Here is a 24,876-nt window from a genome sequence, read left to right as displayed (position 1 = left end):
CGCCGCCACAACCTGCCCGAGTACCGACCGCCGAGGGGTCCCGTTCCGTGAGTCTGCATCCCACCCTCCAGCCCTACGCCGACGCCTGGACCCACTCCATCGAAGCGATATCCGAGCTGGTGACGCCCCTTGTCGAGGGCGAGTGGAACCGGCGGACCCCATGCCCGGGATGGTCGGTGCGAGACGTGGTCTCCCACGTCATCGGCATGGACTGCGAGATGCTCGGCGACCCGCGCCCGATCCACACCCTGCCGCGCGACCTCTTCCACATCACCAACGAGCACCAGCGCTACATGGAGATGCAGGTCGACGCCCGCCGCCACCACACGGCGCCCGAGATGACGTCCGAGCTGGAGTACACGGTCATCCGCCGCAACCGCCAGCTGCGCAACGAATCGCGGGAGCCCGGACACATCGTGCGCGGGCCGATGGGCAAGGACATCACCCTCGAAGAGGCCATGCGCAACCGCGCGTTCGACGTGTGGGTGCACGAGCAGGACCTGCGGGCCGCGCTCGGCCGGCCCGGCAACCTCGACTCACCGGGCGCGCAGATCGCCCGGGACGTGCTGCTCGGCGAGCTGCCGCGGGTGGTCGCCGACGACGCGCACGCGCCGCGCAGTTCCGCCGTCATCTTCGATGTGCACGGGCCGGTGGAGTTCCTGCGCACCATCCGCATCGACATCCAGGGCCGCGGCACCCTGGAGACCACCCCCGCCCTCGGCCCCGCCGCCATCCTCACCCTCGACTGGGAGACCTACGTCCGCCTGGCCTGCGGCCGTACCACTCCGGACGCGGTCGCGGACCGGGTGAAGGCGGAGGGCGACCCGGAACTGACGGCCGCGATCCTGCGGAACTTCGCGGTCACACAGTAAGAACAGTAGGAGCAGCAAGAAGCGTCAAAAGGCGGGCGCCGGTAATTCGGTGTCCCGCGGTGGCCGTCGGCGTCTACTTTGCCCACCATGACAGTTGACACCACACCGCACGACGACCTCCCGCCCCGCCTCACCCGACTCACCTTCCACGGTCCCCTCTCCGAGGCCCGCGCGGCGGCAATGGTACGGCGGCTCGCCGCGTCCCGCCCGGCCAGCGTGCTCGACATCGGCTGCGGCTGGGGCGAGTTGATGCTCCGGCTGCTGGACGCCGTACCACGAGCGCGTGGGGTCGGCATGGATGTGAACGCCGGGGATCTGGCCCGGGGACGGCAGGCCGCCGAGGCGCGCGGGCTGGCCGGCCGGGTGGAGTTCGCCGAGGAGTCGGCGGCGGGCACCGGTCGTGGCCCGGCCGACGTGGTGCTGTGCCTCGGGGCGAGCCACGCGCTGAGCGACGACCTCGTGACGGCCCTGCGGGAGCTGCGCCGGCTGGTGGCCGACGGCGGGCGGGTCCTGCTCGGTGAGGGCTTCTGGCAGCGCCCCCCGACCGAGGCGGAGCTCTCCGGGATGTGGCCGGGCGCATCGAGCGCCGACCACCACGACCTGGCGACCCTGGTCGGCCTGGCGGTGGCGGCCGGCTTCCGGCCGGAGTGGACCGAGACGGCGAGCCTGGAGGAATGGGAGGAGTTCGAGTCGGCGTACCAGGCGGACCAGGAGGTGTGGCTGGCGACCAGCCCCGGCCACCCCCTGGCCACGGAGACCCGGGCCCGCCTGGACACCCACCGCGCGGCCTGGCTGACATACCGGGGCGTACTGGGCCTGGCCTACCTCACCCTCGTACCGGCGCCGCGATAACCGAAACCCCACACCGCCGGCCGATCACACGCATGGAAAGCCGCCGGCGGCGGTCGCCCCCACAGGTCCGGGCAATCCTTCTGCCAACCCGAAACGGGCACTGCGCGCAGGTGGGAGAAATAATCACGCAGGCACGTGGACCGTCTCCACCCGGCTCGCCACCAACCGTTCCCGCTCCCGCCGAGCCGCCCGCCCCCGCAACCGCAGGATCTGGCTCACCCCGAGCGCCTGGAGCACGAACACACACGAGAACGCCACCGAGTAGTTGTCACCGGTCGCGTCCAACAGCACACCCACCGCGAACAGTGTCGTCATCGAGGCCACGAAACCGCCCATATTGGTGATCCCGGACGCCGTCCCCTGCCGCTCGGGCGGGTTCGCGGGCCGCGCGAAGTCGAAGCCGAGCATCGACGCCGGCCCGCACGCCCCCAGCACCGCACACAGCACCAGCAGCAGCCACAACGGCGCATGGTCGGCCGGATACGCCAGCGTCGCCGCCCACACGACGGCCGTCGCGCCGACCGTGCCCAGCGCCAGCGGCAGCCGCGCCGCGTGATGGCGGGCGACGATCTGGCCGTAGACCAGACCGATCACCATGTTGGAGAGAACGACCAGCGTCAGCATCTCACCGGCCATGGCACGGGACAGCCCCTGCGCCTGGACCAGGAACGGCAGCCCCCACAGCAGCAGGAACACCATCGCCGGGAACTGGGTGGTGAAGTGCACCCACAGGCCGAGCCGTGTCCCCGGCTCCCGCCAGGACGCGGCGATCTGCTTCCGGACGTACGCCGCGCCCTGGTGCGGGAAGGGCTCCGGCTCGTGCCCCTCGGGGTGGTCCTTCAGGAAGAGCAGTACGAGGACCAGCACGACCACACCGGCCAGCGCGCTGCCCGCGAACGCCGGGGTCCACCCGATGCCGTGCAGCAGCCGGGCCAGGACCAGCGTGGAGACGAGGTTGCCCGCCATGCCGACCAGACCGGCGAGCTGTGCGACGAGCGGCCCGCGCCGCACCGGGAACCAGCGGGTGCCGAGCCGCAGCACGCTGATGAACGTCATGGCGTCGCCGCAGCCGAGCAGCGCACGCGAGGCCAGCGCGGTGCCGTACGACGGGGAGAACGCGAAGCCCAGCTGGCCGGCCGTGAACAGCACCGCGCCGATGGACAGCACCTTCTTCGTGCCGAGGCTGTCGACCAGCAGGCCGACGGGTATCTGCATGCCGGCGTAGACCAGCAGCTGGAGTATCGAGAAGGTGGACAGGGCCGAGGCGTTGACATGGAAGCGGTCGGCCGCGTCGAGACCGGCGACACCGAGGGAGGTACGGAAGATGACGGCGACGAAGTAGACCGAGACGCCTATGGACCACACCGCGACGGCCCGGCGGCCGCCCGGCGGATCACCGGGCAACGAGACGCTGCTGCGGCTCATCGGACCTCACCCCGCGCCAGGTGCGCGAACCAGTCGACGTGCCGGTGCACCAGCTCGACCGCGCGGTCGGCGTCCCCGGCGCGCAGCGCGTCCAGGATCTCCTCGTGCTCGGTCAGCGACTTGGCGATCCGGTCGGGGTGGGCGTGCATGATCGCGACACCCATGCGCAGCTGGCGGTCGCGGAGCTGGTCGTAGAGGCGGGAGACGATCTCGTTGCCGCCGTCGCGGACGATCTCGGCGTGGAAGCAGCGGTCCGTGACGGCCGCGGCGGCCAGGTCGCCTGCTGCGGCCTCGGCCTTCTGCCGGTCCAGCAGTTCCTCCAGGCGGGCCACGAGCGCCGCCGACGGCGGTACGGCCTTGCGGGCCGCGTGCTCCTCTACCAGCATCCGGGTCTCCACCACGTCCGCGATCTCCTGCGCGGAGACGGGCAGCACCATGGCGCCCTTCTTCGGGTAGAGCCTGATCAGGCCCTCGACTTCGAGGCGCAGCAGCGCCTCGCGGACCGGGGTGCGGGAGACCCCTACGGCCTCGGCCAGCTCGCCCTCGGTGAGGAGCGTGCCGCCCTCGTAGTGGCGGTCCAGGACGCCTTGCTTGACATGGGAGTAGACACGGTCGGCGGCGGGGGGCTGCTTGACGGCCAGGCTCATGCCTACAGCATAGATACAACACGTACGCAAGTGCCTGCGTCGTCCACCATCCGGACGTGACACAAGTCGCCGCCAGCAACCGCACAACCATGTGTGCTACTTACGTGTCACACACTTGCGGCCTTACCTGCTTTGGCACCCCCAACTCGGCCGCACTTCAGAGGCATTACGACTCGACTCGGGGTTATTTAACTTGATTACCGGTATTAAGGGCACCCGTCTCCGCAGAGCTGCCGCCGTCGCCATCACGTCCGGCGCGATGCTCGCCACCGGGGCCCTCACCGCGGCGCCCGCGCAGGCCGTCAGCACGCCCTCGATCGTGGCCCAGGGCGGCTACGTCATGAACAACTCGAACGCGAAGACGCTGTACACCAAGGCAGCCGACACCAAGCGTTCGACCGGCTCGACGACGAAGATCATGACCGCGAAGGTCGTGCTCGCGCAGTCGAACCTGAACCTGGACGCCAAGGTCACGATCCAGAAGGCGTACAGCGACTACGTCGTCGCCAACAACGCCTCTCAGGCGCACCTGATCGTGGGCGACAAGGTCACCGTCCGCCAGCTCCTCTACGGGCTGATGCTGCCCTCGGGCTGCGACGCCGCGTACGCGCTCGCCGACAAGTACGGCACGGGCTCCACCCGCGCCAATCGTGTCGCCAACTTCATCTCCAAGATGAACACCGCCGCGAAGAACCTGGGCCTGACGAACACCCACTTCGACTCCTTCGACGGTATCGGCAACGGCAGCAACTACTCCACCCCGCGCGACCTGACGAAGATCACCAGCAGCGCGATGAAGAACTCCACGTTCCGCACGGTCGTCAACACGAAGAAGTACACGGCGAAGACGATCACCAAGACGGGTTCCACCCGCACCATGAGTGCCTGGACCAACACCAACACCCTGCTCAGCAGCTACAGCGGCGCGATCGGTGTGAAGACCGGCTCCGGCCCCGAGGCCAAGTACTGCCTGGTCTTCGCCGCGACCCGCAACGGCAAGACGGTCATCGGCACCGTCCTCGCCTCCTCCTCGATCACCCAGCGCGCGACCGACGCCACGAAGCTCCTGAACTACGGCTTCTCGAAGATCTGACACGCCCCACGCACAGCCGACGAAGGCCCGCCACAGCAACTGCGGCGGGCCTTTGCCATACCCAAACGGTCCAGCGCAGCAGAATGCGCGTTCTTCCCTCGCATTCATGAACATCGAAGTATTTGACTGGCATATTCGATTTTCTGCGCCCTAAGTTCCGCGACGGAGGTGGTTCCCGTGAACGAACCCAACAAGCAAGCGAAGCCCGCCGGGCGTCACGACGCGATCGACGTCAGCGACTTCGTCTACGCGGCGACCGGAGCCCGGGTACGACGGCTGACCATGCCCGACGGAACGCACTGGTTTCCGGCGGTGGATGTGTGCAAGGAACTGGGGTATGCCAACGCCCGGAAGGCTCTCGCCGACCATGTCCCGGAAGAGCACCGAGAGTGTCTTGAGACCGTAACTGGAAGTTACGCTCTCAGCATTCCCGCAGGTCGGGAGTGGCGCCGAGACATGAATCTCATCGATCTCCAGGGCCTGATCACCCTCGTCAACGGCTGTACCAAGCCTGCCTGTGCCCCTTTCAAGCAGTGGGTCGCAGAAGTCATCGAGACTGTGCAGCGAGAAGGTTCCTACACCCTCGAAGAGGCCGAGGTACAGCCGGCCGAACCGGGCGCGCCCATCGCGTACGCCATGCCGGATCAGGTCGCCGAGGCCATCGTCCGGTTGGAGGCCCACAACCTTGAGCTGGACGAGGAACTGGCGAACGGGCAGCGCGAATCGCTCTCGGTGCAGCGGGAGATGCTGGAGATCCAGCGGGAGACTCTGACCACGCAGAAGGCCACTCTCGCCGTGCAGCAGGCTCTGGTGCGGGCGATCGAACGTATCGCGGACCGGCTCGAGGCCCTCGTCCTCGAACGCGGTACCCCCCACAGCCGGCCCATGGCACTGCCGACCGCGGAGTCCGTACTCGCCGACTGGCGCCAACGGCTCTCCGTGACAGAGGACGTCTGGCTGGTCGCCATGGTCATCGCCCCCGTTCTCGTGGAGAAGGGTGAGCTGCGGGAGCCGCTCGAATCGATCGCCGCCCGTACCGGTCTGACCGTGCACCGGGTCAATGAGTGTCTGCGTCTGCTGCGCAAGCACGCCTGCATTCGCCCGCAGGGCGGCGCGGAGGACGGTGTGCCGGTGTACGTGCTCAACCAGACCTGACAGGTCTGAAAGAGAGGGGGCGGTCGCAAGCTGATTTTGCGGCCGTCCCCTCTCTCGTCCCAGCTGCCCTCAGCCCCAGGTGATCAACCGCTTCGGCTGCTCAAGAATCGCCGCCACGTCGGCCAGGACCTTCGAGCCCAGCTCCCCGTCCACCAGCCGGTGGTCGAAGCTCAGGGCCAGTGTGGTCACCTGACGCGGCTTCACCTTGCCCTTGTGCACCCACGGCTGGAGTTTGATCGCGCCGACCGCCAGGATCGCCGCCTCACCCGGATTGAGGATCGGCGTGCCCGTGTCGATGCCGAAGACGCCGACATTGGTGATGGTCACCGTGCCGCCCTGCATGGCCGCGGGCGAGGTCTTGCCGTCCCTCGCTGTGGTCACCAGCTCACCCAGAGCCTCGGCCAGTTGCGGCAGCGTCTTCGCGTGGGCGTCCTTGATGTTCGGGACGATCAGGCCCCGCGGGGTGGCCGCGGCGATGCCCAGGTTGACGTAGTGCTTGAGCACGATCTCCTGGTTCGCCTCGTCCCAGGACGCGTTGATGTCCGGGTTGCGCCTGATGGCGACCAGCAGGGCCTTGGCGATGAGGAGGAGGGGGTTCACGCGGAGGCCTTGCAGGTCCTTGTCCTGCTTCAGCTCCTCCACCAGCTTCATCGTGCGGGTCACGTCCACCGTCACGAACTCCGTGACATGCGGCGCCGTGAACGCCGAACCCACCATCGCCGCCGCCGTCGCCTTGCGGACTCCCTTGACGGGGACACGGGTCTCGCGCGTGCCGTCGTACGACGCCGCGGGAGCCGCCGGAGCGGCGGGAGCCGTCGGCACGGCCGCCGCCGGCTCCGGGGCCGCCGCCGGTGGGGCCGTGACCGCCGCGTGGACGTCCTCGCGCGTGATGATGCCGTCGGGGCCCGACGGCGTCACCGTGGCCAGGTCGACACCCAGGTCCTTCGCCAGCTTGCGCACCGGCGGCTTCGCCAGCGGCCGGGAAAGCTCCACGGCGGGGGCTTCGGGAACTTCGGCGACCTCGGTGTGGCCGTGGCCGTTCAGCTCGTTCTGGATCGACGCCTGGGCCGCCGCCTCGGCGACCGTCACCTCCGGGCCCTTGCGCGGACGGCGCTTCGTGGAGGAGGTCGCCACGCCGTAGCCGACCAGGACCGGCTGGCGGCCTTGCGGCTTCTCCTCCGGCTCCGGGGCCGCGGCGGGCTCCGCCGCCGCCCCGCCCGACACGTCCACCGCGATGATCGCCGTGCCCACGTCCACCGTGGTGCCCTCGGCGAAGCGCAGATCACGCACCACCCCGTCGTACGGGATGGGCAGTTCGACGGCCGCCTTCGCCGTCTCGACCTCGCACACCACCTGGCCGTCGGTGACCGTGTCGCCCGGCTGGACGTACCACTTGAGGATCTCGGCCTCGGTGAGCCCCTCGCCCACGTCCGGCATCTTGAACTCGCGTACGGACGCTTCCGTCATCGTCGTCACGACCCTCTCCTCAGTACGCCAGGGCACGGTCGACGGCGTCGAGCACCCGGTCCAGGCCCGGAAGGTACTCCTCCTCCAGACGGGCCGGCGGGTAGGGGGCGTGGTAGCCGCCCACCCGGAGCACGGGGGCCTCCAGGTGGTAGAAGCAGCGCTCGGTGATACGGGCGGCGATCTCCGCGCCCGAGCCGAAGAACACCGGCGCCTCGTGGACCACGACCAGGCGGCGGGTCTTCTCGACCGAGGCCTGGATGGAGTCGAAGTCCAGCGGGGAGACGGACCGCAGGTCCAGGATCTCCAGGGACTTGCCCTCCTCGGCGGCCGCGTCGGCGACCTCCTGGCACAGCTTCACCATCGGGCCGTAGGCGGCCAGGGTGAGGTCGGTACCCTCGCGGACCACGCGAGCCTTGTGCAGCGGGCCGGGGATGGCCTCGGTGTTCACCTCGGCCTTGTCCCAGTAGCGGCGCTTGGGCTCGAAGTAGATCACCGGGTCGTCGCTCTGGATGGCCTGCTGCATCATCCAGTAGGCGTCCGAGGCGTTGGACGGGGAGACGATCTTCAGGCCCGCCACGTGCGCGAAGAGCGACTCGGGGGACTCCGAGTGGTGCTCGACCGCGCCGATGCCACCGCCGTAGGGGATGCGCACGACGACCGGCATCTTGACCTTGCCCAGCGAACGCGCGTGCATCTTCGCCAGCTGGGTGACGATCTGGTCGTACGCCGGGAAGACGAAGCCGTCGAACTGGATCTCCACCACCGGGCGGTAGCCGCGCAGGGCGAGGCCGATCGCGGTGCCGACGATGCCGGACTCGGCGAGGGGGGTGTCGATGACGCGGCTCTCGCCGAAGTCCTTCTGGAGGCCGTCGGTGACGCGGAAGACGCCGCCGAGCTTGCCGACGTCCTCGCCCATGACGAGGACCTTGGGGTCGGCCTCCAGGGCGCGGCGCAGCGACTCGTTGATCGCCTTGGCCAGGGCCATCTTTTCCGCTGCCATGATCAGACCCCCTCTACGTCCGCGAACGACGCCTGGTAGGCGGCGAACTGGGCTCGTTCCTCGTCGACGAGCGCATGCCCGTCCGCGTACACGTTCTCGAAGATGGCGAAGTTGTCCGGGTCCGGCATGCCTCGCACCGCTTCGCGCACTCGCCTGCCCAACGCCTCGGACTCGACTTCCAGTTCCGCGAAAAATCCCTCGTCCGCGTGGTTTGAGGCCTCCAGATACCGGCGAAGGCGCAGGATCGGGTCCTTGGCCTCCCAGGCCAGCCGCTCCTCGTCGCCCCGGTAACGGGTGGGGTCGTCGGAGGTGGTGTGGGCGCCCATCCGGTAGGTGTACGCCTCGACGAGAGTCGGGCCCTCGCCGCTGCGGGCGCGCTCCAGCGCCCACTTGGTGACCGCGAGGCAGGCGAGGACGTCGTTGCCGTCGACGCGGACACCGGGGAAGCCGTAACCATGGGCACGCTGGTAGAGCGGGACACGGGTCTGCTTCTCGGTCGGCTCGGAGATCGCCCACTGGTTGTTCTGGCAGAAGAACACCACCGGGGCGTTGTAGACCGCGGAGAACGTGAACGATTCGGCGACGTCGCCCTGGCTGGAGGCGCCGTCGCCGAAGTAGGCGATGACCGCCGAGTCCGCGCCGTCCTTGGCGACGCCCATGGCGTAGCCGGTGGCGTGCAGCGTCTGGGAACCGATGACGATCGTGTAGAGGTGGAAGTTGTTGCTGTTGGGGTCCCAGCCGCCGTGGTTGACGCCCCGGAACATACCCAGCAGGTTGGCCGGATCGACCCCGCGACACCAGGCGACGCCGTGCTCGCGATAGGTCGGGAAGACGTAGTCGTCCTCCCGGGTGGCGCGCCCGGAGCCGATCTGGGCGGCCTCCTGGCCGAGCAGGGACGCCCACAGGCCCAACTCCCCCTGGCGCTGCAGGGCGGTGGCCTCGGCGTCGAAGCGGCGGGTGAGCACCATGTCGCGGTACAGGCCGCGCAGTTCGTCGGGGGTGATCCCGGCGACGTACGCGTCGTACTCGGCGTTCTTGACCCGCTTGCCCTCCGGGGTCAGCAACTGCACGAGTTCGGGATCGGTGCTCTTCTTCGTGGTGGTGCGAGTGGTGCGCTTGGTGCCGGTCTTGCTGCCGGTGGTACCGGCCTTGCCTGCGGCGCTGCGTCGCGGTTCGCTCGCGGCACTGCTGTCCACGGTCACGTGTGCTCCTCCGTCGGTCCGGCCCCCGGGGTTGCCGGGTGAACCAGTGCGGCTCACCTGCTTCCGACACCCGTGGCACGGGGTGGGTGCCACTCGGCCGGGAACAGGCGTGACAGGTGCCCCGGCGAGCGCCCTGCAAGGTGCACGTTACCCAGTGCTCCACATTTCTGTGAAACCCCTCCTGACCTGCGATTTTGCTTGGAAATCCAAGTACTTTCCGCTTGGGTTCCCCAGTAGATCGACGTGGGCCGGAAGGTTGCTGGTCAGAGCCTTGCAAGAGGCCGGAGCTACCGCACGTTATCCCGCCGCACCGGGCCACGGGAAGAGTTCGGGTGTGACACCGACGTCGTGCCTCAAGACGGAGAATTCATCATATTTCCCGTCCGCCCCCGTTCCGGCCGCAGTGGACGGCGAACCGTTCGTTCCCGAGCACGTGGTCATCGCACCGTAGTTCGCCACCGTCCACCACGTGACCGAAAGCGACCAACAGCGACTGCCTGTGACAATTCCCAGCTCACAGGCCCAGGCGTTGCCCTAGCATCTGGCGCGTGCCGCGCCCATGTGTACCACCCCTCATGCCCCATGCGCCCCCTCTGGGCCCTCTGCTCCGGCTGTACGCCGCCGGTTCAGCGCTCGCCTGCGAACCCGTCGAACAGGGCCTCCTCAACCGCGGCTACCGCGTCCGCACCACCCGCGGCCGCTACTTCCTGAAACACCACTTCGACCCCGACACCGCCGACCCGGCCGCCATCGAGCGCCGCCACCTCGCCACCCAGCGCCTGGCCGCCCTGGGAGTCCCGGTCGCCCCGCCGCTGGCCCACCGCGAGGGCCGTACGGTCGCCGTCGTCGGCGGCCACGCCTATGCGCTGCACCCCTGGATCGACGGCAGGCACCGGCACGGCGGACAGCTCACGCGCGGGGAGTGCGCGCGGCTCGGTGCGCTCCTGGGCGCCGTGCACGCCTGTCTGGAGCGCGTGATGCCTCCCAAGGGGCGCACGCGCCCGGCCACGAGCCCCCATCCCGTCGAGAGCGCCGATCCCGCCGACACCTTCGCGCTCATCGACGACCTGCTCGCCAACGTCAGCCGCCACCGCCCCGCCGACGCCTTCGACGAACTCGCCCGCCACCGGCTGCTCGAACGCCGCGCGCTCCTGGAACAGCACGCCGGCCGGCGCCCGCCGCGCGGCGCCTCCGTGGGCTGGGTGCACGGCGACTTCCACCCGTTCAACCTGCTCTACAAGGACGACGCGCCCGCCGCGATCGTCGACTGGGACCGGTTGGGCGTGCAGCCCCGCGCGGAGGAGGCCGTACGCGCCGCCGCGATCTTCTTCGTCCGCCCGGCGGGGGCGCTCGACCTGCGGAAGGTGCGGGCGTACGCGCGCGCGTACCGGCGCGCGGCCGGGGCCACGCCCTCGGAGCTGGCGGCGGCCGTGCACCGCGTGTGGTGGGAGCGGCTCAACGACTTCTGGATGCTGCGCTGGCACTACGAGCGCGGCGACACCCGCGCGGACCCTCAGTTCCCGGCCGCCTCGGCGCTCGCCATGTGGTGGACCAGTGAGTACGACGCGGTGTGCGACGCGTTCGTCCAGTGAGGGCCGTCGGTCAGCCCCGCGGGGGTGTCGGTGTCCCTCAAGGGTTGCTCAGGCCGGCGCCGGAGATCGTGCTGCCCTGGTCCGTGTTGCCGCTGCCCGTGCCCGAGGTGTCGGAGGGCGAGGCCGCGGGGGAGCTCGCGGTGTCGGTGGGCTGCGAGGCGCTCGCCGTGTCCGAGGGCTGGTCGCTCGGGCCGCTGCTCTCCGTCTGGGACTGGGTGTACGACGGCGTCGACGACGGCGTGTAACCGGGGTTGGTGTCGCTGCCCGAGCCGCTTGTGTCGGTTGCCGTGTCCGAGACCGTGGCGCTGGCCTTGTCGGAGGGGCTGGCGCTGGGCGTCTCGTCCTTGGTGGTCCGCGAGGCGGTCGGCGACTGCGTGGTGCCCGTGCCGCCGCCGCCACCGCCACCACCGTTCAGCGCCAGCGCGACGCCCGCCGCGATGGCGATCACCGCGAGGACGGCCAGGATCCACAGCTTGCCGCGGCCGCTGCCCCTGTTGCCCTGGCCCTCGAAGCCGCCGTCGTCACCGCCGCCGTAGCCGGACGGCAGGATCGGCTGCGGGATCTGCGAGGTTCCGGAGGAGTCCACCGGGTGCTGCATCACGGCCGTACCGGCGAAACCGGCCGCCGGGGTCCGGCCGTCGTGCACGTTGACCGGGCCGGTGTTCCAGGTGCCGGTGTGGCCGCCCTGGTCGTACAGCATCTGCAGGCCGTACTGGACCAGCCCGCGCATCTCCTCGGCGGTCTGGAAGCGGTCGTCGGGCTCCTTGGCGAGCGAGCGCATGACCAGGCCGTCCAGCTCCGGCGGGGCGGCGCCCTCGGAGGTCTGGGACGGCGGCATGGGGATGTCCTGAACGTGCTGGTAGACCACCGACAGCGGGGTCTCGCCGACGAACGGGGGCCGCAGGGCAAGGAGTTCGTACAGCAGGCAGCCGGTGGCGTAGAGGTCGGAGCGGTGGTCTACGGCCTTGCCGAGCGCCTGCTCCGGGGAGAGGTACTGGGGCGTGCCCATGACCATGCCGGTCTGCGTCATCGTCGTGGACGCGCCGTGCAGGGCGCGGGCGATGCCGAAGTCCATCACCTTGACGGCGCCGTTGTGGGTGATGATCACGTTGGCGGGCTTGATGTCGCGGTGCACGATGCCGTGCTGGTGCGAGTAGGCCAGGGCCTCCAGCACCCCGGAGACGATGATCAGGGCCTGCTCGGGGCCCGGCGCCTCCGCGTTGATCAGCAGGTCGCGGATGGTACGGCCCTCGACCAGCTCCATCACGATGTACGGCACGGACTGGCCGCCGACCACGTCCTCGCCGGAGTCGTACACCGCCACGATCGCATGGTGGTTGAGCCCGGCGACCGACTGCGCCTCGCGCGTGAAACGGGCCTTGGAGACGGGGTCCTCGGCGAGGTCGGCGCGCAGCAGCTTGACGGCCACGGTACGGCCGAGCCGTACGTCCTCGGCGGCGAACACCTCGGCCATGCCGCCCCGGCCGAGCCGATGGGTGAGCCGGTACCGGCCGTCGCCGACCAGGCCGCCGTTGCCCCACATCTCCGGCGTGTCTGACATGCCGCCGCCAGTCGCCTCGGGGTCGGACGGGCCCTGGGCGCTGTGCGTCTGTGCCATCGGTCCTCGCCGTCGTTTCTGCCCGCGGTGCGCGCGGTGTTGTCACGGTCTCCGTCGGCCACGCTACAGCCTCCGCGCAACCCCCAGGTCAAGGTTCCGGCCCGTGGACGGACCGGCCATCAAACCCGTACCACGCGCTGCCGTGCAAATTCTGTGTACCGGAAGGTACGGCCGCTGCAACTCTTCCGCGGCTCTTCTTTCGCGTACGGTCACGGAACGGGCACCGCGCTTGACGTGTCAGTGCCCTCGGGCAGACTTGGCCGGGAATGAGACATTCGATCAACAAGGGTGCCTGAGTGCCCAACGGGGGACGGGGAAAATGAGCCAGGACGGCGCACACGGCCGTTATGCGGGGCGGCCCCTGGCCGGTGGCCGCTACCAACTGCGCGACCTGCTCGGCGCGGGCGGCATGGCCTCCGTACACCTGGCGTACGACACGGTCCTGGACCGGCAGGTCGCGATCAAAACCCTGCACACCGAACTCGGCCGCGAACAGGCCTTCCGCGAGCGCTTCCGCCGCGAAGCCCAGGCAGTGGCCAAGCTCACGCACACCAACATCGTCTCCGTCTTCGACACCGGAGAGGACACGCTGTCCGACAGCGGCTCCGCCGGGGGCGACGGCTCGCTCATGCCGTACATCGTCATGGAGTACGTCGAGGGCCGCCCGCTCGGCTCGGTGCTCGACGAGGACCTCAGGCAGTACGGCGCGATGCCCGCCGACAAGGCGCTGAGGATCACCGCCGATGTGCTGGCCGCGCTGGAGATCAGTCACGAGATGGGGCTGGTACACCGCGACATCAAGCCCGGCAACGTGATGATGACCAAGCGCGGGGTCGTCAAGGTGATGGACTTCGGCATCGCCCGCGCCATGCAGTCCGGGGTCACCTCGATGACCCAGACCGGCATGGTCGTCGGCACCCCGCAGTACCTCTCCCCGGAGCAGGCGCTGGGCCGGGGCGTGGACGCGCGGTCCGACCTCTACTCGGTCGGCATCATGCTGTTCCAGCTGGTCACCGGTCGGCTGCCGTTCGACGCGGACTCGCCGTTGGCGATCGCCTACGCGCACGTCCAGGAGGAGCCGGTCGCCCCCTCCTCGATCAACCGTTCCCTTCCCCCGGCCGTGGACGCGCTGGTCGCCCGCGCGCTGAAGAAGAACCCGACCGAGCGCTTTCCGACGGCCGAGTCCATGCGCGACGAGTGCCTGCGGGTGGCCGCCTCGCTCCAGCCGGCCGCGCCCAGCATCGTCGCGGGCATCCCGCCGACGCAGAGCGGCGCCGGAGTCGGCTCCGCGGTGTTCCCCCCGGTCGGCCAGGCGACGCCGGCGCCTCCCGGGCCGGTGCAGACGCCGTACCAGCCGGCGCCCCATCCGTACGGCGCCCCGGCCCCCGCTCCGGCGTACGGCTATCCGCAGCAGGCGGGCTACCGGACACCGGCCGGGTACGCCCAGCCGGCGCCGACGCCCCCGCCGCCGTACAACATCACCCCCCAGTCGCCTTCCTCCGGTGGTGGTGGAAAGGGCAACCGGCCGGTGGTCATCGGGTCGATCGCGGTGTCGCTGGTGGCGGTGATCGTCCTGGTCGTCGCGCTGGCGCGGAACAACGGCGGCAGCGGGGGCGACACCGGCGGCGGCACCGCGAGCGCCTCGGCCTCGCACGCGTCGGGCTACCGCGGGCCGGACACCTCGAAGACCGTCGAGAAGACCGAGTGCACCGAGCCGCAGGAGTCGTACAACGACGCGAACAAGATCCAGGTCCCTGACTTCAAGTTCAAGTACATCAAGTCGGTCAAGGAGTGCTTCCAGGCCGCCGGATGGCAGATGAAGACCACCTACGTGGACGAGAACACGTACGGCGACGGCACGATCATGGAGCAGTTCCCGTCCTCCGGCACGGACGTCGACCCCGAGGACATGCCGACCATCGAGCTCAGGGTGTCGACGGGCAACCCGGCCACCGGCTGAGGCACGGCCAAGCACATAGTGAGGGCCCGGCGGGTACGCCGGGCCCTTCGCCGTCTCTGTCCTGTCCGGGAGTCCTGTTCGGGAGTCCCGCTCGGCAGTCCTGCTCGGCAGTCCTAGAGGTACGGCCCGCCGGTGCGGCCGGCCGGTCCGTGTTCTTCGCCCTCGTGGCCGCCGACGCCCGGCGGCAGCGCGCGCCGCATCTGCTCCAACTGGGCGCGGGCGGCCATCTGCTGGGCGAACAGGGTCGTCTGGATCCCGTGGAAGAGGCCCTCCAGCCAGCCCACCAACTGGGCCTGCGCGATACGCAGTTCCGCGTCGGACGGGGTGGCGTCGTCGGTGAACGGCAGCGAGAGCCGCTCCAGCTCCTCGACCAGCTCAGGCGCCAGACCGTCCTCCAGCTCCTTCACGGAGCTGGCGTGGATCTCCTTGAGCCGGACCCGGCTGGCCTCGTCCAGAGGAGCTGCGCGCACCTCCTCCAGAAGCTGCTTGATCATGCTGCCGATCCGCATGACCTTGGCGGGCTGTTCCACCATCTCCGTCACCGGGATCTCGCGGGAGTCCTCGTCCCCGTTGCCGCCACCGAGTGCCATCCCGTCCTGGCCCACGACCAGGATCTGTGGGTTCTCGGGCGACCGTTCGTTCCTCGGCATCTCCATGCCGCCATTCTCTCGCACCCGTACACCTCACCACCCTGGTGCCCCCCCGTTGGGGCTGATCCACCCTTCCGGACCGCCCCGGTCGGGCGTAGACCCATCGGCCGAATCAGAAATGCCGGGCTTGTCGGTGAATGTGAGGCTGGTGTTCGTCGGCTCTGACGACTGTGTTCCAGGAGGTCACCGACGTGACTCCAAGGCCGCGATTCACCCCCGGCGGTGTTCGGCTCGCGCTCGTGCGCCTGCTGCTCGTCCTCGCGACGGTCCTGCTGCCGTACGGCACGGCCGTCGCGTACGGCCCCGAGCCCGTGGTCGCACACGACCCCGAGCCCGTGCCCTCGGACTCCGCCAGCGCCTCGGCGTCCCCCGAGCCGTCCCGGGCCGGAACCCTGGCCGGTGAGGGCCGGCTGCGGCCCGGACGGCCCCAGGGACCGGCGGCCGCTGTCGAGGGGCAGGACGAGGACGAGCCCGGCGAACAGACGGCGACGGAGTCGGAGGAGACCGGCGACGAGAGCCCGGCCGCCACTTCGGCGCAGCCGCCCCGGGAGGCCGGGCTGGTGCCCACCGCGTCCCAGCCGCACCCCACCCACCAGGCCGCGGCCCACAGCCAGGAGGACGCCTCCGAGCCCGTGCTGCACATCCTGCCGCTGGGCAGCGGCCTGGTCCTGATCGGCCTCGGGTTCGGCCTCGCCTTCATCGCTCTGCGGCTGCGGCGGAGCTAGCCGCCAAGCGGCGGAGCCAGGCGCCGAGCCGTGGAGCCAGGCGCTAGGGGGCGACGAGGAGGACCTTGCCGATGTGCCCGCTGGCCTCCACCAGCCGATGGGCCTCGGCTGCCTCGGGCATCGGCAGCTCCCGGTCGACGATCGGCCGGACATGGCCGCCCGCGATCAACGGCCACACATGCTCCCGCACGGCCGCGACGATGGCCGCCTTCTCGGCGAGCGGACGGGCACGCAGCGAGGTCGCGCTGATTGCGGCCCGCTTGCCGAGCAGCGCGCCGATGTTCAGCTCGGCCTTCGCACCGCCCTGCAGACCGATGATCGCGAGCCGACCGTTGACGGCGAGGGTCTGCACGTTCCGGTCCAGGTACTTGGCGCCCATGTTGTCGAGGATGACGTCGGCCCCCGCGCCGTCGGTGCCCTGCTTCACCTCGGTGACGAAGTCCTGGTCGCGGTAGTTGACGAGGATGTCCGCGCCCAGTTCGGCGCAGAAGTCCAGCTTCTCCTTGGTGCCCGCGGTGACCGCGACCTTGGCGCCGACCGACTTGCCCAGCTGGATCGCCATGGTGCCGATGCCGCTGGAGCCGCCGTGCACGAGCAGCGTCTCGCCGGGGCGCAGATGGGCGATCATGAAGACGTTCGACCAGACCGTGCAGGCCACCTCGGGCAGCGCGGCTGCCTGCTTGAGGTCCACGCCCTCGGGCACCGGCAGCAGCTGCCCGGCCGGGACGGCGACCTTCTGCGCGTAGCCGCCGCCCGCGAGCAGCGCGCACACCTCGTCGCCGACCGACCAGCCGGAGACACCCGGGCCGAGGGCGATGATCCGGCCGGAGCACTCCAGGCCGGGGTACGGGGACGCGCCCGGCGGCGGGTCGTAGAAGCCCATCCGCTGCATGATGTCCGCACGGTTGACGGCGCTGGCCACCACCTCGACCAGCACCTCGCCCTCGCCGGGCACGGGATCGGGGACCTCCTCCCACACCAGCACCTCGGGCCCACCAGGTTCGGGAATCGTGATCGCATACATGCGGGCGACGCTACTCCCCACCCGGGCGCGCTTCGTGTCAGGCCCGGGGCAGCGGTCGTATGTCGGGGGCGACCCGGGTGCCCGGGGAGGCCCGCACGATCGTGATCAGCCGGTCCGTCAGCTGGATGGTGCCGACGGCGGGGTCGTCGTAGCCGAGCACCCGGTGTCCACGGAGGACGCTCACCACCAGGTCGGCGGTCTCGCGCGGGGTCTTGCCGACCTCGGCCTTGACCGCCGGGCGCTCCACGAGGTCCAGGCCGGTGCCCTGCTGGATCAGGTCCTCCATGACCATGCCGGCGGCCGGGCTGAGCACGGACAGCCCCAGCAGGCGCCCGGCGGCGCTGGCGCTGGTGATGACGGCGTCGGCGCCGGACTGCTTGAGCAGCGGCGCGTTCTCCTCCTCACGAACCGCGGCCACGATCTTCGCGCCCTTGTTGAGCTGCCGGGCCGTCAGGCTCACCAGCACGGCCGTGTCGTCCCGCTGGGTCGCGATGATGATCTGCCGGGCCCGGTGCACCTCGGCCCGCTTCAGCACCTCGCTGCGGGTCGCGTCCCCGACCACCCCGGCATACCCCTCGGCGGTGGCCGCGTCGACCACCTTGGAGCTGGGGTCGACCACGACCACCTGCTCTTTCCTCAGCCCGGTCGCACAGACGGTCTGAATCGCCGACCGACCCTTCGTCCCGAACCCGACGACGACGGTGTGATCGCGCAAGGCGGACCTCCAGCGGTTCTGGCGCCATTCGTCCCGGGTGCGTTCGGTGAGGACTTCGAGCGTGGTGCCGACCAGGATGATCAGGAACAGCACGCGCAGAGGCGTGATGACGAAGATGTTGGTGAGCCGGGCGGCGTCACTGACCGGTGTGATGTCGCCGTATCCGGTGGTGGAGAGGGTGACGGTCGCGTAGTAGAAGGCGTCGAGGACGTCGAGGGCGCCGTCCGAGGTGTCGTTGTAGCCGTCGTGGTCGGCGTAGACGATGAACGCGGTGGCGATCAGTACCAACAGGGCCAGTGACAGCCGTTTGCTGACCTGGCGGATCGGGCGCTCCACCACTTTCCTGGGGAGTTTCACCCGATGGGTCACCAGATGTTCGTCCGCCTGGCGGGCTATGGCGTCATGGCCCGGAAGTTTCACGTGAAACACACCCCGATCCCCGCGGCCGCCCACGGCAGGTCAAGGAGCTCCGTCTCCTCACCCCGCTGTGCCCCGCCCGGCGGTACGACCGCGAGCGCGTCGGCGGCGGCGATGCCACGGAGCATCGCCGGGCCGTTGTAGTGCAGCGGGACGGCCGCGTCACCACGCAGCACGACCGGGATGAGCCGGGTGTCGTACGGGTGTCCGTGCGCCACTTCCGCCAGGGGCAGCGTGTACGGCTCGGGGGCCGGGTGGGCGGCGAGGGTGCGCAGCAGGGGTTCGGCGAGGGTGAGCAGACCGGAGACGGCGGCGAGTGGGTTACCGGGCAGACCGACGAGGTGCTGGTTCTGCCTGGTGCGGGCCAGCAGCATGGGGTGGCCGGGGCGGACCTTGACGCCGTCGACGAGGAGTTCCGCCCCGATGCGTTCCAGGGTGGGGTGGACATGGTCGACCGGGCCGAACGCGGTGCCGCCCGTGGTGACGATGAGATCGGCGCTGGACGAGGTGATCGCCTTGTGCAGGGCCTTGGCGTCGTCGCCGAGCCGGCGTACGGCGGTCACCTCGGCGCCGAGCGCGCGCAGCCAGGGAGGCAGCATCGGGCCCAGCGCGTCCCGGATCTGCCCTTCGCGCGGGAGCCCTTCGGTGAGCAACTCGTCCCCCAGGACCAGGACTTCGGCCCGGGGTCGGGGGATGACCGTGACGGTGTCGTACCCGGCGGCCGCGGCGAGGCCGAGGACGGCCGGGGTGACCAGGGCGCCGACGGGCAGCAACTGGTCGCCGCTGCGGCACTCCTGGCCGCGCGCGCGGATGTCCTGGCCGTGGACGACCTCACGGGTGGGGTGCAGCCGGCCCTGGCTGTCCATACGGCCGTGTTCGCTGCGCAGCACCGCGGTGGTGTCCGCCGGGATCCGGGCGCCGGTGGCGATCCCCACCGCTTCGCCGTCGGTGAGCGGCTCGGGCTGCGCGTCCCCGGCCAGCACGTCCTCCTCGCGCACATCCCAGGGACCGGGGCCGGCCACCGCCCAGCCGTCCATCGCGGAGGTGTCGAAGGAGGGCAGGTCGGTCAGCGCGTCCAGCGGGCCGGCCAGGGCGAGGCCGAGGGCGTCGGCCAGCGGCACGGAGACGGGGGCGCGGCGGGCGCCGGAGCGGGCGGCGCGTGCGGCAATCTCACGGGCCCGGGGCCAGGGGGTGGCGCGGTGCTGGTGCGCCGGTCCACCACCGTGGGCGTGCTCGCCCTGGGCGGCGGGCGGGGGCGCCTGGCCGCCGGTGATGCCCTCTCTGGGCTCTCTCACGAGGGCGAGCGCCTCCTCGACGTCGAGATCGTCGTCGGTGCCACCGGCTGTCGCGCCGACCCGGGAACCGGGGGCGGTCACCGGCCGGGCCCGGGGTCGGGGGCGGGCTTCCCGGTAGCGGACTGCTCGGCTGCGTTCGCCTCTTCCTCCCAGCGCAGGGCCAGCGCGGCGGCCTTGCGGGCCGCCTCGGCGACCGCCTCGGGGCCGCCCTTGCCCTGGGCGGCCGCGTAACCGACGAGGAACGTGGTCAGCGGGGCGGCCGGGCGGGCCACGCCGTGCGCGGCGTCCCGGGCCAGGTCGAGCAGAACGCCGGTGTCGACGTCCAGGTCGATGCCCAGTTCGTCCTTGACTGCGGAGATCCATTCGTTCAACACGTGTCCATGCTCCCTGATGCGTGCCCTGGCGTCGGCGATGTCGTCCCAGGTGTCGCAGTCGAAGGACGCGAGGGGGTCCGGGACACGGGTGAGGTCGAGTGCGGCGGTCAGGCGCCGCAGGGGGAGGCCGGTGAGGCCGGGGCCGTCGCCTTCGGCCAGGGCCGACAGGGCGTGGCGCAGCGGCGTCGTGCGGTAGGCCGCGACGAGGGGCTGGTCTCTGCCCTCGGCGTCGGTGAGCAGTGCGGCGTCCGTGCCGGAGGTGTGCAGGGCCGACAACAGCTGCTCCACCGTGGCCGCTTCGAGGAACGGCAGGTCTGCGGAGAGGACGACCGTGCGCTCGGCGGTGGTGTGGCGCAGGCCGGCGTCGAGGGCGGCGACCGGGCCGCCGCCCGGGGGGTCCTCCCGGGTCCATCGGACCGGTCGGGAGGTGGGGCGGGGGGCCGCTACGACGACGGTTGTGCGTGCGCCGGCGCAGGCCGCCAGAACGCGGTCCAGCAGGGGGCGGCCGCCTACGCGGACGGACGGTTTGTCGGCCCCGCCGAGGCGCCGGGCGGCGCCGCCGGCCAACACGATCGCGTCGTAGGTCGGCGGCTCGGTTTCGGTCACCTTTCGAGTATGGGGGGCGGGTGGATCACTGGGAACCGATAGGGCCGCGTGAGACCGTTCAGAGCGTCCTGAGAAGTACAGCCGGGTTCTCCACACAGTCCGCCACGTACCTCAGGAAGCCGCCCGCCGTGCCGCCGTCGCAGACCCGGTGGTCGAAGGTGAGGGACAGCTGGACGACCTGCCGGACCGCCAGCTCGCCCTCGTGCACCCAGGGCTTCGGGACGATACGGCCCACTCCCAGCATCGCCGCCTCGGGGTGGTTGATGATCGGGGTGGAGCCGTCGACGCCGAAGACGCCGTAGTTGTTCAACGTGAAGGTGCCGCCGGTGAGTTCGCCGGGGGTGAGCGTCCCGGCGTGGGCCGCCTCGGTCAGGCGGGCGAGCTCGGCCGTCAGGGCCTCGGCATCGCGGGTGTGGGCGTCCCGGACGACGGGGACGACCAGGCCCCGCCCGGTCTGGGCGGCGAAGCCCAGATGGACGTGGTCGAGCTGGACGATCTCGCGGGCTTCGACATCGACGTAGGAGTTCAGCTCGGGGTAGCGGGTCAGGGCGGCCGTGCAGATCCGGGCGAGGAGCGCGAGCAGGGAGATCTTCGGGCCCGCCGCGTTCATCGCGGCCCGCGCACGCATCAGCTCGGTCGCGTCGGCGTCCACCCAGCAGGTCGCGTCCGGGATCTCCCGGCGGCTGCGGGAGAGCTTGTCGGCGACCGCGCCCCGAATGCCCTTGAGGGGCGTACGGGTGCCGGTCGCACTGTTCGGCGGGCCGGGCGGGGTCTTGGTGGCGGCGCGGGCGGCACTGACCCGCAGGGCGTCCTCGACGTCGGCGCGCAGGATCAGGCCGTCGGGGCCCGAGCCGGACAGCCGGGTCAGGTCCAGGCCGTTGTCCCGGGCGAGGCGGCGGACCAGGGGGGAGATCACCGGGACGGGGCCCTCGGTGACCGGGGCCGGTGCGGGCACGCGTGCGTGGGCCGCCGTTTCGACCGCGGCGGGCTTGCCGGCCGTGCCGTTGGCCCGCTCCGGTGCGGTGGGACGGGCCCTGCGGCGGCGCCCCGGGGGTGCCGCGGTGCCGTAGCCCACCAGGACATTGCCGGAGCCCTCCGCCTCGGGGGCGGTGGTGGCCTCGCCGACGGCGACCGTCAGCAGCGGGGCGCCGACGGGCAGTTCGGTGCCCTCCTCGCCGAAGCGGGCGGTGACCACACCGCCGTAGGGGCAGGGGACCTCGACCATCGCCTTGGCCGTCTCGACCTCGACGACCGGCTGGTCGATCGTGACGACCTCGCCGACCTGGACCAGCCAGTTGACGATCACCGCCTCGGTGAGCCCCTCACCGAGGTCGGGCAGTTTGAACTCCAGCACCTGTGCCATCAGCCCTCTGCCTCCCACTGCAGACGCGCCACCGCGTCCAGGATGCGGTCCACGCCGGGCAGGTGGTGGCGCTCCAGCATCGGCGGCGGGTAGGGGATGTCGAACCCGGCCACGCGCAGCACCGGCGCCTCCAGGTGGTGGAAGCAGCGCTCCGTGACCCGGGCCGCGATCTCCCCTCCCGGTCCGCCGAACCCGCCCGACTCGTGTACGACGACCGCGCGCCCGGTGCGCCGTACCGAGGCGCAGACCGTCTCGTCGTCGAACGGCACCAGGGAGCGCAGGTCGACGACTTCGAGGTCCCAGCCCTCCGCCTGGGCGGCCTCGGCGGCTTCGAGGCAGACCGGTAGGGACGGGCCGTAGGTGATGAGCGTGGCGCTGCGCCCTGTGCGGCGCACCACCGCGCGGCCGATGGGTTCAACGTCCGTGGGGTGCTCGGGGTTCCAGGTGTCCTTGGACCAGTACAGGCGCTTGGGTTCGAGGAAGACGACCGGGTCGTCGGAGGCGATGGCGGCGCGCAGCAGTCCGTAGGCGTCGGCGACCGTGGCGGGGGTGACGACGTGCAGGCCGGGGGTGGCCATGTAGTAGGCCTCGGAGGAGTCGCTGTGGTGCTCGACGCCGCCGATGCCGCCGCCGTAGGGGATGCGGACGGTGATCGGGAGGGGCATCCGGCCGCGGGTGCGGTTGCGCATCCGGGACACATGGCTGATCAGCTGCTCGAACGCGGGGTAGGCGAAGGCGTCGAACTGCATCTCGACGACCGGGCGCAGTCCGTACATGGCCATCCCGACGGCGGTGCCGAGGATGCCGGCCTCGGCGAGCGGGGTGTCGGTGCAGCGGTCCTCGCCGAACTCCTTGGCGAGGCCGTCGGTGACCCGGAAGACCCCGCCGAGGGCGCCGACGTCCTCGCCCATGATGTGTACGGCGGGGTCGGCGGCCATCGCGTCGCGCAGCGCGCGCGTGAGGGCCTGCGCCATGGTGGCGGGCTTGACGGCGACGGTCGTCATCGGTGCCCGCCTTCCCGGTCGTCCTGCTCGGCTTCCAGCTCGGCCCGCAGCATGGCGCGCTGCTCACGCAGTTGTGTGGTGGTCTCGGCGTACACCTGGTCGAACAGGGACATGGGGTCGAGTTCCGGGTCGCGGTTCATGCGCTCGCGCAGGTCGGCGGCCATGGTCTCGGCGTCTTCGCGCGTGTGCCGTGCGAAGTCCTCGTCGAGCAGTCCGCGGTCGGTCAACTCGCGCTCCAGCAGCAGGATCGGGTCGTGGTCGCGCCAGGCGTCGACCTCGGCGTCGCCGCGGTAGCGGGTGGCGTCGTCGGCGTTGGTGTGGGCGTCGATGCGGTAGGTCACCGCCTCCACGAGGGTGGGGCCGCCGCCCTCGCGCGCGTGCCGTACGGCCTCCGAGAGGACCTGGTGCACGGCGGCCGCGTCGTTGCCGTCGACCAGGCGGCCCGGCATGCCGTATCCGACGGCCTTGTGGGCCAGGGAGGGGGCGGCGGTCTGCTTGTCGAGCGGGACGGAGATGGCGAAGCCGTTGTTCTGGACCAGGAAGACGACCGGGGCCTGCCAGACGGCGGCGAAGTTCAGCGCCTCGTGGAAATCGCCCTCGCTGGTGCCGCCGTCGCCGACCATGGCGAGCGCGACCACGTCGTCCCCCTTGAGGCGGGCCGCGTGGGCGAGGCCCACGGCGTGCGGGAGCTGGGTGGCGAGCGGGGTGGAGAGGGGGGCCACGCGGTGGGCGTAGGGGTCGTAGCCGGTGTGCCAGTCGCCGCGCAGCAGGGTGAGCGCCTCGACGGGGTCCACGCCCCGGGCGACGACGGCGAGGGTGTCGCGGTAGCTGGGGAAAAGCCAGTCGCGCTCCTGAAGGGCTAGCGCGGCGGCGACCTCGCAGGCCTCCTGGCCGGTGCTGGACGGGTAGACGGCGAGGCGGCCCTGTTTGGTGAGGGCGGTGGCCTGCGTGTTGTACCGGCGGCCGCGCACCAGCTGGGTGTAGAGCCGGCGCAGCAGCTCCGGGTCGGCCTGGGCGGCCGTCTCGGTCCCGAGGACGCGGTACGGCCGCTCGTCGGGCAGCAGGGGCGCGGGGTCCGTCCGGGGCTGCCAGGCGGGCGGCGGCGACGGGCGGTATGCGCCGCGCTGCTCCAGGACCGTCATGACGGCACCTCCTCGTGGGGGTGGCTACGGGAGACGGATCGGCTGTGGCCCGCCTCACCTACCGATTGTTCGGTCGCCAGCACATTTTGGCTACAGGCGGCGCCAGGCTGTGGACAAACGGTTCTCCACAGCCTGGAATGAACGCAGTACGTCCATGGTGAGAAGGCGGGGGGACATGCCACCTGAACAAATGGCCGAGGGCCCGCAGGACCGCGCCGCGCTGCCGCCCGCGCGCCCCCTGGACGCCATTGATCAGGACATCCTGCAGATCCTCCAGGCGGACGGCCGGGCCTCGATACGGTCGGTCGCCGAACGTGTCCATGTCTCTCGCGCCAACGCCTACGCGCGTATCAACCGCCTCATCGAGGACGGCGTGATCCGCGGCTTCGGCGCCCGTGTGGACCATGAGCGGGCAGGTCACGGCACCTCCGCCTACATCACGCTGAAGATCGTCCAGAACAGCTGGCGCACGGTGCGCGAGGAGTTGCGGCAGCTGCCCGGCGCCGACCACATCGCCCTGGTGGGCGGGGACTTCGACGTCCTGCTCCTGGTGCACACGCCCGACAACAGGGCACTGCGCGAGCTGGTGCTGACCCGGCTACAGGCGATCCCCGAGGTGCTCAGCACGCGCACACTGCTGGTGTTCGAGGAGGAGGACCTGGAGCCTGGCGGCTGAGG

22 protein-coding genes are annotated in these 24,876 nt (G+C 70.9%); 8 read left to right on the top strand and 14 right to left on the bottom strand.

What is annotated here, in order from left to right:
• Positions 1-47 precede the first annotated feature (47 nt).
• Positions 48-872 carry a maleylpyruvate isomerase family mycothiol-dependent enzyme gene (locus tag ABZ396_RS06630; protein ID WP_358921694.1) on the top strand — a complete coding sequence of 275 codons (825 nt, stop codon included), beginning with the start codon at positions 48-50 and terminating at the stop codon, positions 870-872.
• Positions 873-959: 87 nt separating this feature from the next.
• Positions 960-1,724, top strand: a complete 765-nt coding sequence (locus ABZ396_RS06625; RefSeq protein WP_358921692.1) for a class I SAM-dependent methyltransferase — start codon at positions 960-962, stop codon at positions 1,722-1,724.
• 123 nt (positions 1,725-1,847) lie between these two features.
• On the opposite strand, the gene ABZ396_RS06620 is transcribed toward ABZ396_RS06625, so the two are convergent.
• Positions 1,848-3,149, bottom strand: coding sequence for an MFS transporter (locus tag ABZ396_RS06620; RefSeq protein ID WP_358921690.1), 1,302 nt, complete (start codon positions 3,147-3,149; stop codon positions 1,848-1,850).
• Positions 3,146-3,796: a GntR family transcriptional regulator gene (locus tag ABZ396_RS06615; RefSeq protein ID WP_358921688.1), complete on the bottom strand. Its 651-nt coding sequence runs from the start codon at positions 3,794-3,796 to the stop codon at positions 3,146-3,148. The genes ABZ396_RS06620 and ABZ396_RS06615 overlap by 4 nt, the downstream gene beginning before the upstream one ends.
• Before the next feature lie 193 nt (positions 3,797-3,989).
• Here ABZ396_RS06615 and ABZ396_RS06610 point away from each other — a divergent pair, with 193 nt between their 5' ends.
• On the top strand, positions 3,990-4,889 hold the full coding sequence (locus tag ABZ396_RS06610) for a D-alanyl-D-alanine carboxypeptidase (RefSeq protein WP_358921686.1): 900 nt from the start codon (positions 3,990-3,992) through the stop codon (positions 4,887-4,889).
• Between the two features lie 177 nt (positions 4,890-5,066).
• Entirely contained in the window at positions 5,067-6,044 is a 978-nt protein-coding gene (locus ABZ396_RS06605) for a Bro-N domain-containing protein (protein WP_358921684.1), read from the top strand.
• 69 nt (positions 6,045-6,113) lie between these two features.
• On the opposite strand, the gene ABZ396_RS06600 is transcribed toward ABZ396_RS06605, so the two are convergent.
• The 3 genes from ABZ396_RS06600 to pdhA (ABZ396_RS06590) are packed head-to-tail and all read right to left on the bottom strand — an operon-like array spanning position 6,114 to position 9,713.
• Positions 6,114-7,520, bottom strand: a complete 1,407-nt coding sequence (locus ABZ396_RS06600; protein ID WP_358921682.1) for a dihydrolipoamide acetyltransferase family protein — start codon at positions 7,518-7,520, stop codon at positions 6,114-6,116.
• Positions 7,521-7,530: 10 nt separating this feature from the next.
• Positions 7,531-8,511, bottom strand: coding sequence for an alpha-ketoacid dehydrogenase subunit beta (locus ABZ396_RS06595; protein WP_358921680.1), 981 nt, complete (start codon positions 8,509-8,511; stop codon positions 7,531-7,533).
• 2 nt (positions 8,512-8,513) lie between these two features.
• A complete protein-coding gene (pdhA, locus tag ABZ396_RS06590) occupies positions 8,514-9,713 on the bottom strand; it encodes a pyruvate dehydrogenase (acetyl-transferring) E1 component subunit alpha (RefSeq protein ID WP_358921678.1) in 1,200 nt (399 codons plus the stop codon).
• Positions 9,714-10,288: 575 nt separating this feature from the next.
• On the opposite strand from pdhA (ABZ396_RS06590), the gene ABZ396_RS06585 reads away from it, so the two are divergent.
• The gene (locus ABZ396_RS06585) at positions 10,289-11,305 is read left to right on the top strand and encodes a phosphotransferase (RefSeq protein WP_358921676.1); all 1,017 of its coding nucleotides are present in this window, start codon (positions 10,289-10,291) and stop codon (positions 11,303-11,305) included.
• A gap of 37 nt (positions 11,306-11,342) precedes the next feature.
• Here the strand turns inward: ABZ396_RS06585 and ABZ396_RS06580 are convergent, their stop codons facing one another.
• A complete protein-coding gene (locus tag ABZ396_RS06580) occupies positions 11,343-12,923 on the bottom strand; it encodes a protein kinase (protein WP_358921674.1) in 1,581 nt (526 codons plus the stop codon).
• A gap of 319 nt (positions 12,924-13,242) precedes the next feature.
• Here ABZ396_RS06580 and ABZ396_RS06575 point away from each other — a divergent pair, with 319 nt between their 5' ends.
• The gene (locus ABZ396_RS06575) at positions 13,243-14,883 is read left to right on the top strand and encodes a protein kinase (RefSeq protein WP_358921672.1); all 1,641 of its coding nucleotides are present in this window, start codon (positions 13,243-13,245) and stop codon (positions 14,881-14,883) included.
• A gap of 113 nt (positions 14,884-14,996) precedes the next feature.
• Here ABZ396_RS06575 and ABZ396_RS06570 read toward each other — a convergent pair whose 3' ends face one another.
• Complete coding sequence (locus ABZ396_RS06570; protein WP_358921670.1) at positions 14,997-15,539, bottom strand: bacterial proteasome activator family protein; 543 nt, start codon at positions 15,537-15,539, stop codon at positions 14,997-14,999.
• 185 nt (positions 15,540-15,724) lie between these two features.
• Between ABZ396_RS06570 and ABZ396_RS06565 the strand changes: the two genes are divergently transcribed.
• The gene (locus tag ABZ396_RS06565; protein WP_358921668.1) at positions 15,725-16,258 is read left to right on the top strand and encodes a hypothetical protein; all 534 of its coding nucleotides are present in this window, start codon (positions 15,725-15,727) and stop codon (positions 16,256-16,258) included.
• Positions 16,259-16,301: 43 nt separating this feature from the next.
• On the opposite strand, the gene ABZ396_RS06560 is transcribed toward ABZ396_RS06565, so the two are convergent.
• The 7 genes from ABZ396_RS06560 to pdhA (ABZ396_RS06530) are packed head-to-tail and all read right to left on the bottom strand — an operon-like array spanning position 16,302 to position 24,198.
• Entirely contained in the window at positions 16,302-17,282 is a 981-nt protein-coding gene (locus ABZ396_RS06560; RefSeq protein WP_358921667.1) for an NAD(P)H-quinone oxidoreductase, read from the bottom strand.
• A gap of 37 nt (positions 17,283-17,319) precedes the next feature.
• Positions 17,320-18,417 carry a potassium channel family protein gene (locus ABZ396_RS06555; RefSeq protein ID WP_358921665.1) on the bottom strand — a complete coding sequence of 366 codons (1,098 nt, stop codon included), beginning with the start codon at positions 18,415-18,417 and terminating at the stop codon, positions 17,320-17,322.
• Positions 18,414-19,790, bottom strand: a complete 1,377-nt coding sequence (locus ABZ396_RS06550) for a molybdopterin molybdotransferase MoeA (protein WP_358921663.1) — start codon at positions 19,788-19,790, stop codon at positions 18,414-18,416. Before ABZ396_RS06550 ends, ABZ396_RS06555 begins: the two co-directional genes overlap by 4 nt.
• Positions 19,787-20,689: an NTP transferase domain-containing protein gene (locus tag ABZ396_RS06545; RefSeq protein WP_358921661.1), complete on the bottom strand. Its 903-nt coding sequence runs from the start codon at positions 20,687-20,689 to the stop codon at positions 19,787-19,789. The genes ABZ396_RS06550 and ABZ396_RS06545 overlap by 4 nt, the downstream gene beginning before the upstream one ends.
• Positions 20,690-20,747: 58 nt before the next feature.
• Positions 20,748-22,052 (bottom strand): dihydrolipoamide acetyltransferase family protein, encoded by a 1,305-nt coding sequence (locus tag ABZ396_RS06540; RefSeq protein WP_358921659.1) that lies wholly within the window; start codon positions 22,050-22,052, stop codon positions 20,748-20,750.
• Complete coding sequence (locus ABZ396_RS06535) at positions 22,052-23,056, bottom strand: alpha-ketoacid dehydrogenase subunit beta (RefSeq protein WP_358921657.1); 1,005 nt, start codon at positions 23,054-23,056, stop codon at positions 22,052-22,054. The genes ABZ396_RS06540 and ABZ396_RS06535 overlap by 1 nt, the downstream gene beginning before the upstream one ends.
• Entirely contained in the window at positions 23,053-24,198 is a 1,146-nt protein-coding gene (gene pdhA / locus ABZ396_RS06530; protein WP_358921655.1) for a pyruvate dehydrogenase (acetyl-transferring) E1 component subunit alpha, read from the bottom strand. Before pdhA (ABZ396_RS06530) ends, ABZ396_RS06535 begins: the two co-directional genes overlap by 4 nt.
• A 190-nt stretch (positions 24,199-24,388) precedes the next feature.
• On the opposite strand from pdhA (ABZ396_RS06530), the gene ABZ396_RS06525 reads away from it, so the two are divergent.
• Positions 24,389-24,874: an Lrp/AsnC family transcriptional regulator gene (locus tag ABZ396_RS06525; RefSeq protein WP_358921760.1), complete on the top strand. Its 486-nt coding sequence runs from the start codon at positions 24,389-24,391 to the stop codon at positions 24,872-24,874.
• Positions 24,875-24,876 lie beyond the last annotated feature (2 nt).

The organism is Streptomyces sp. NPDC005866 (assembly GCF_040629895.1).
Lineage (GTDB): Bacteria > Actinomycetota > Actinomycetes > Streptomycetales > Streptomycetaceae > Streptomyces.
The sequence above is the reverse complement of the archived record's forward strand: the minus strand, read 5'-3'. Positions and strand labels throughout refer to the sequence as shown.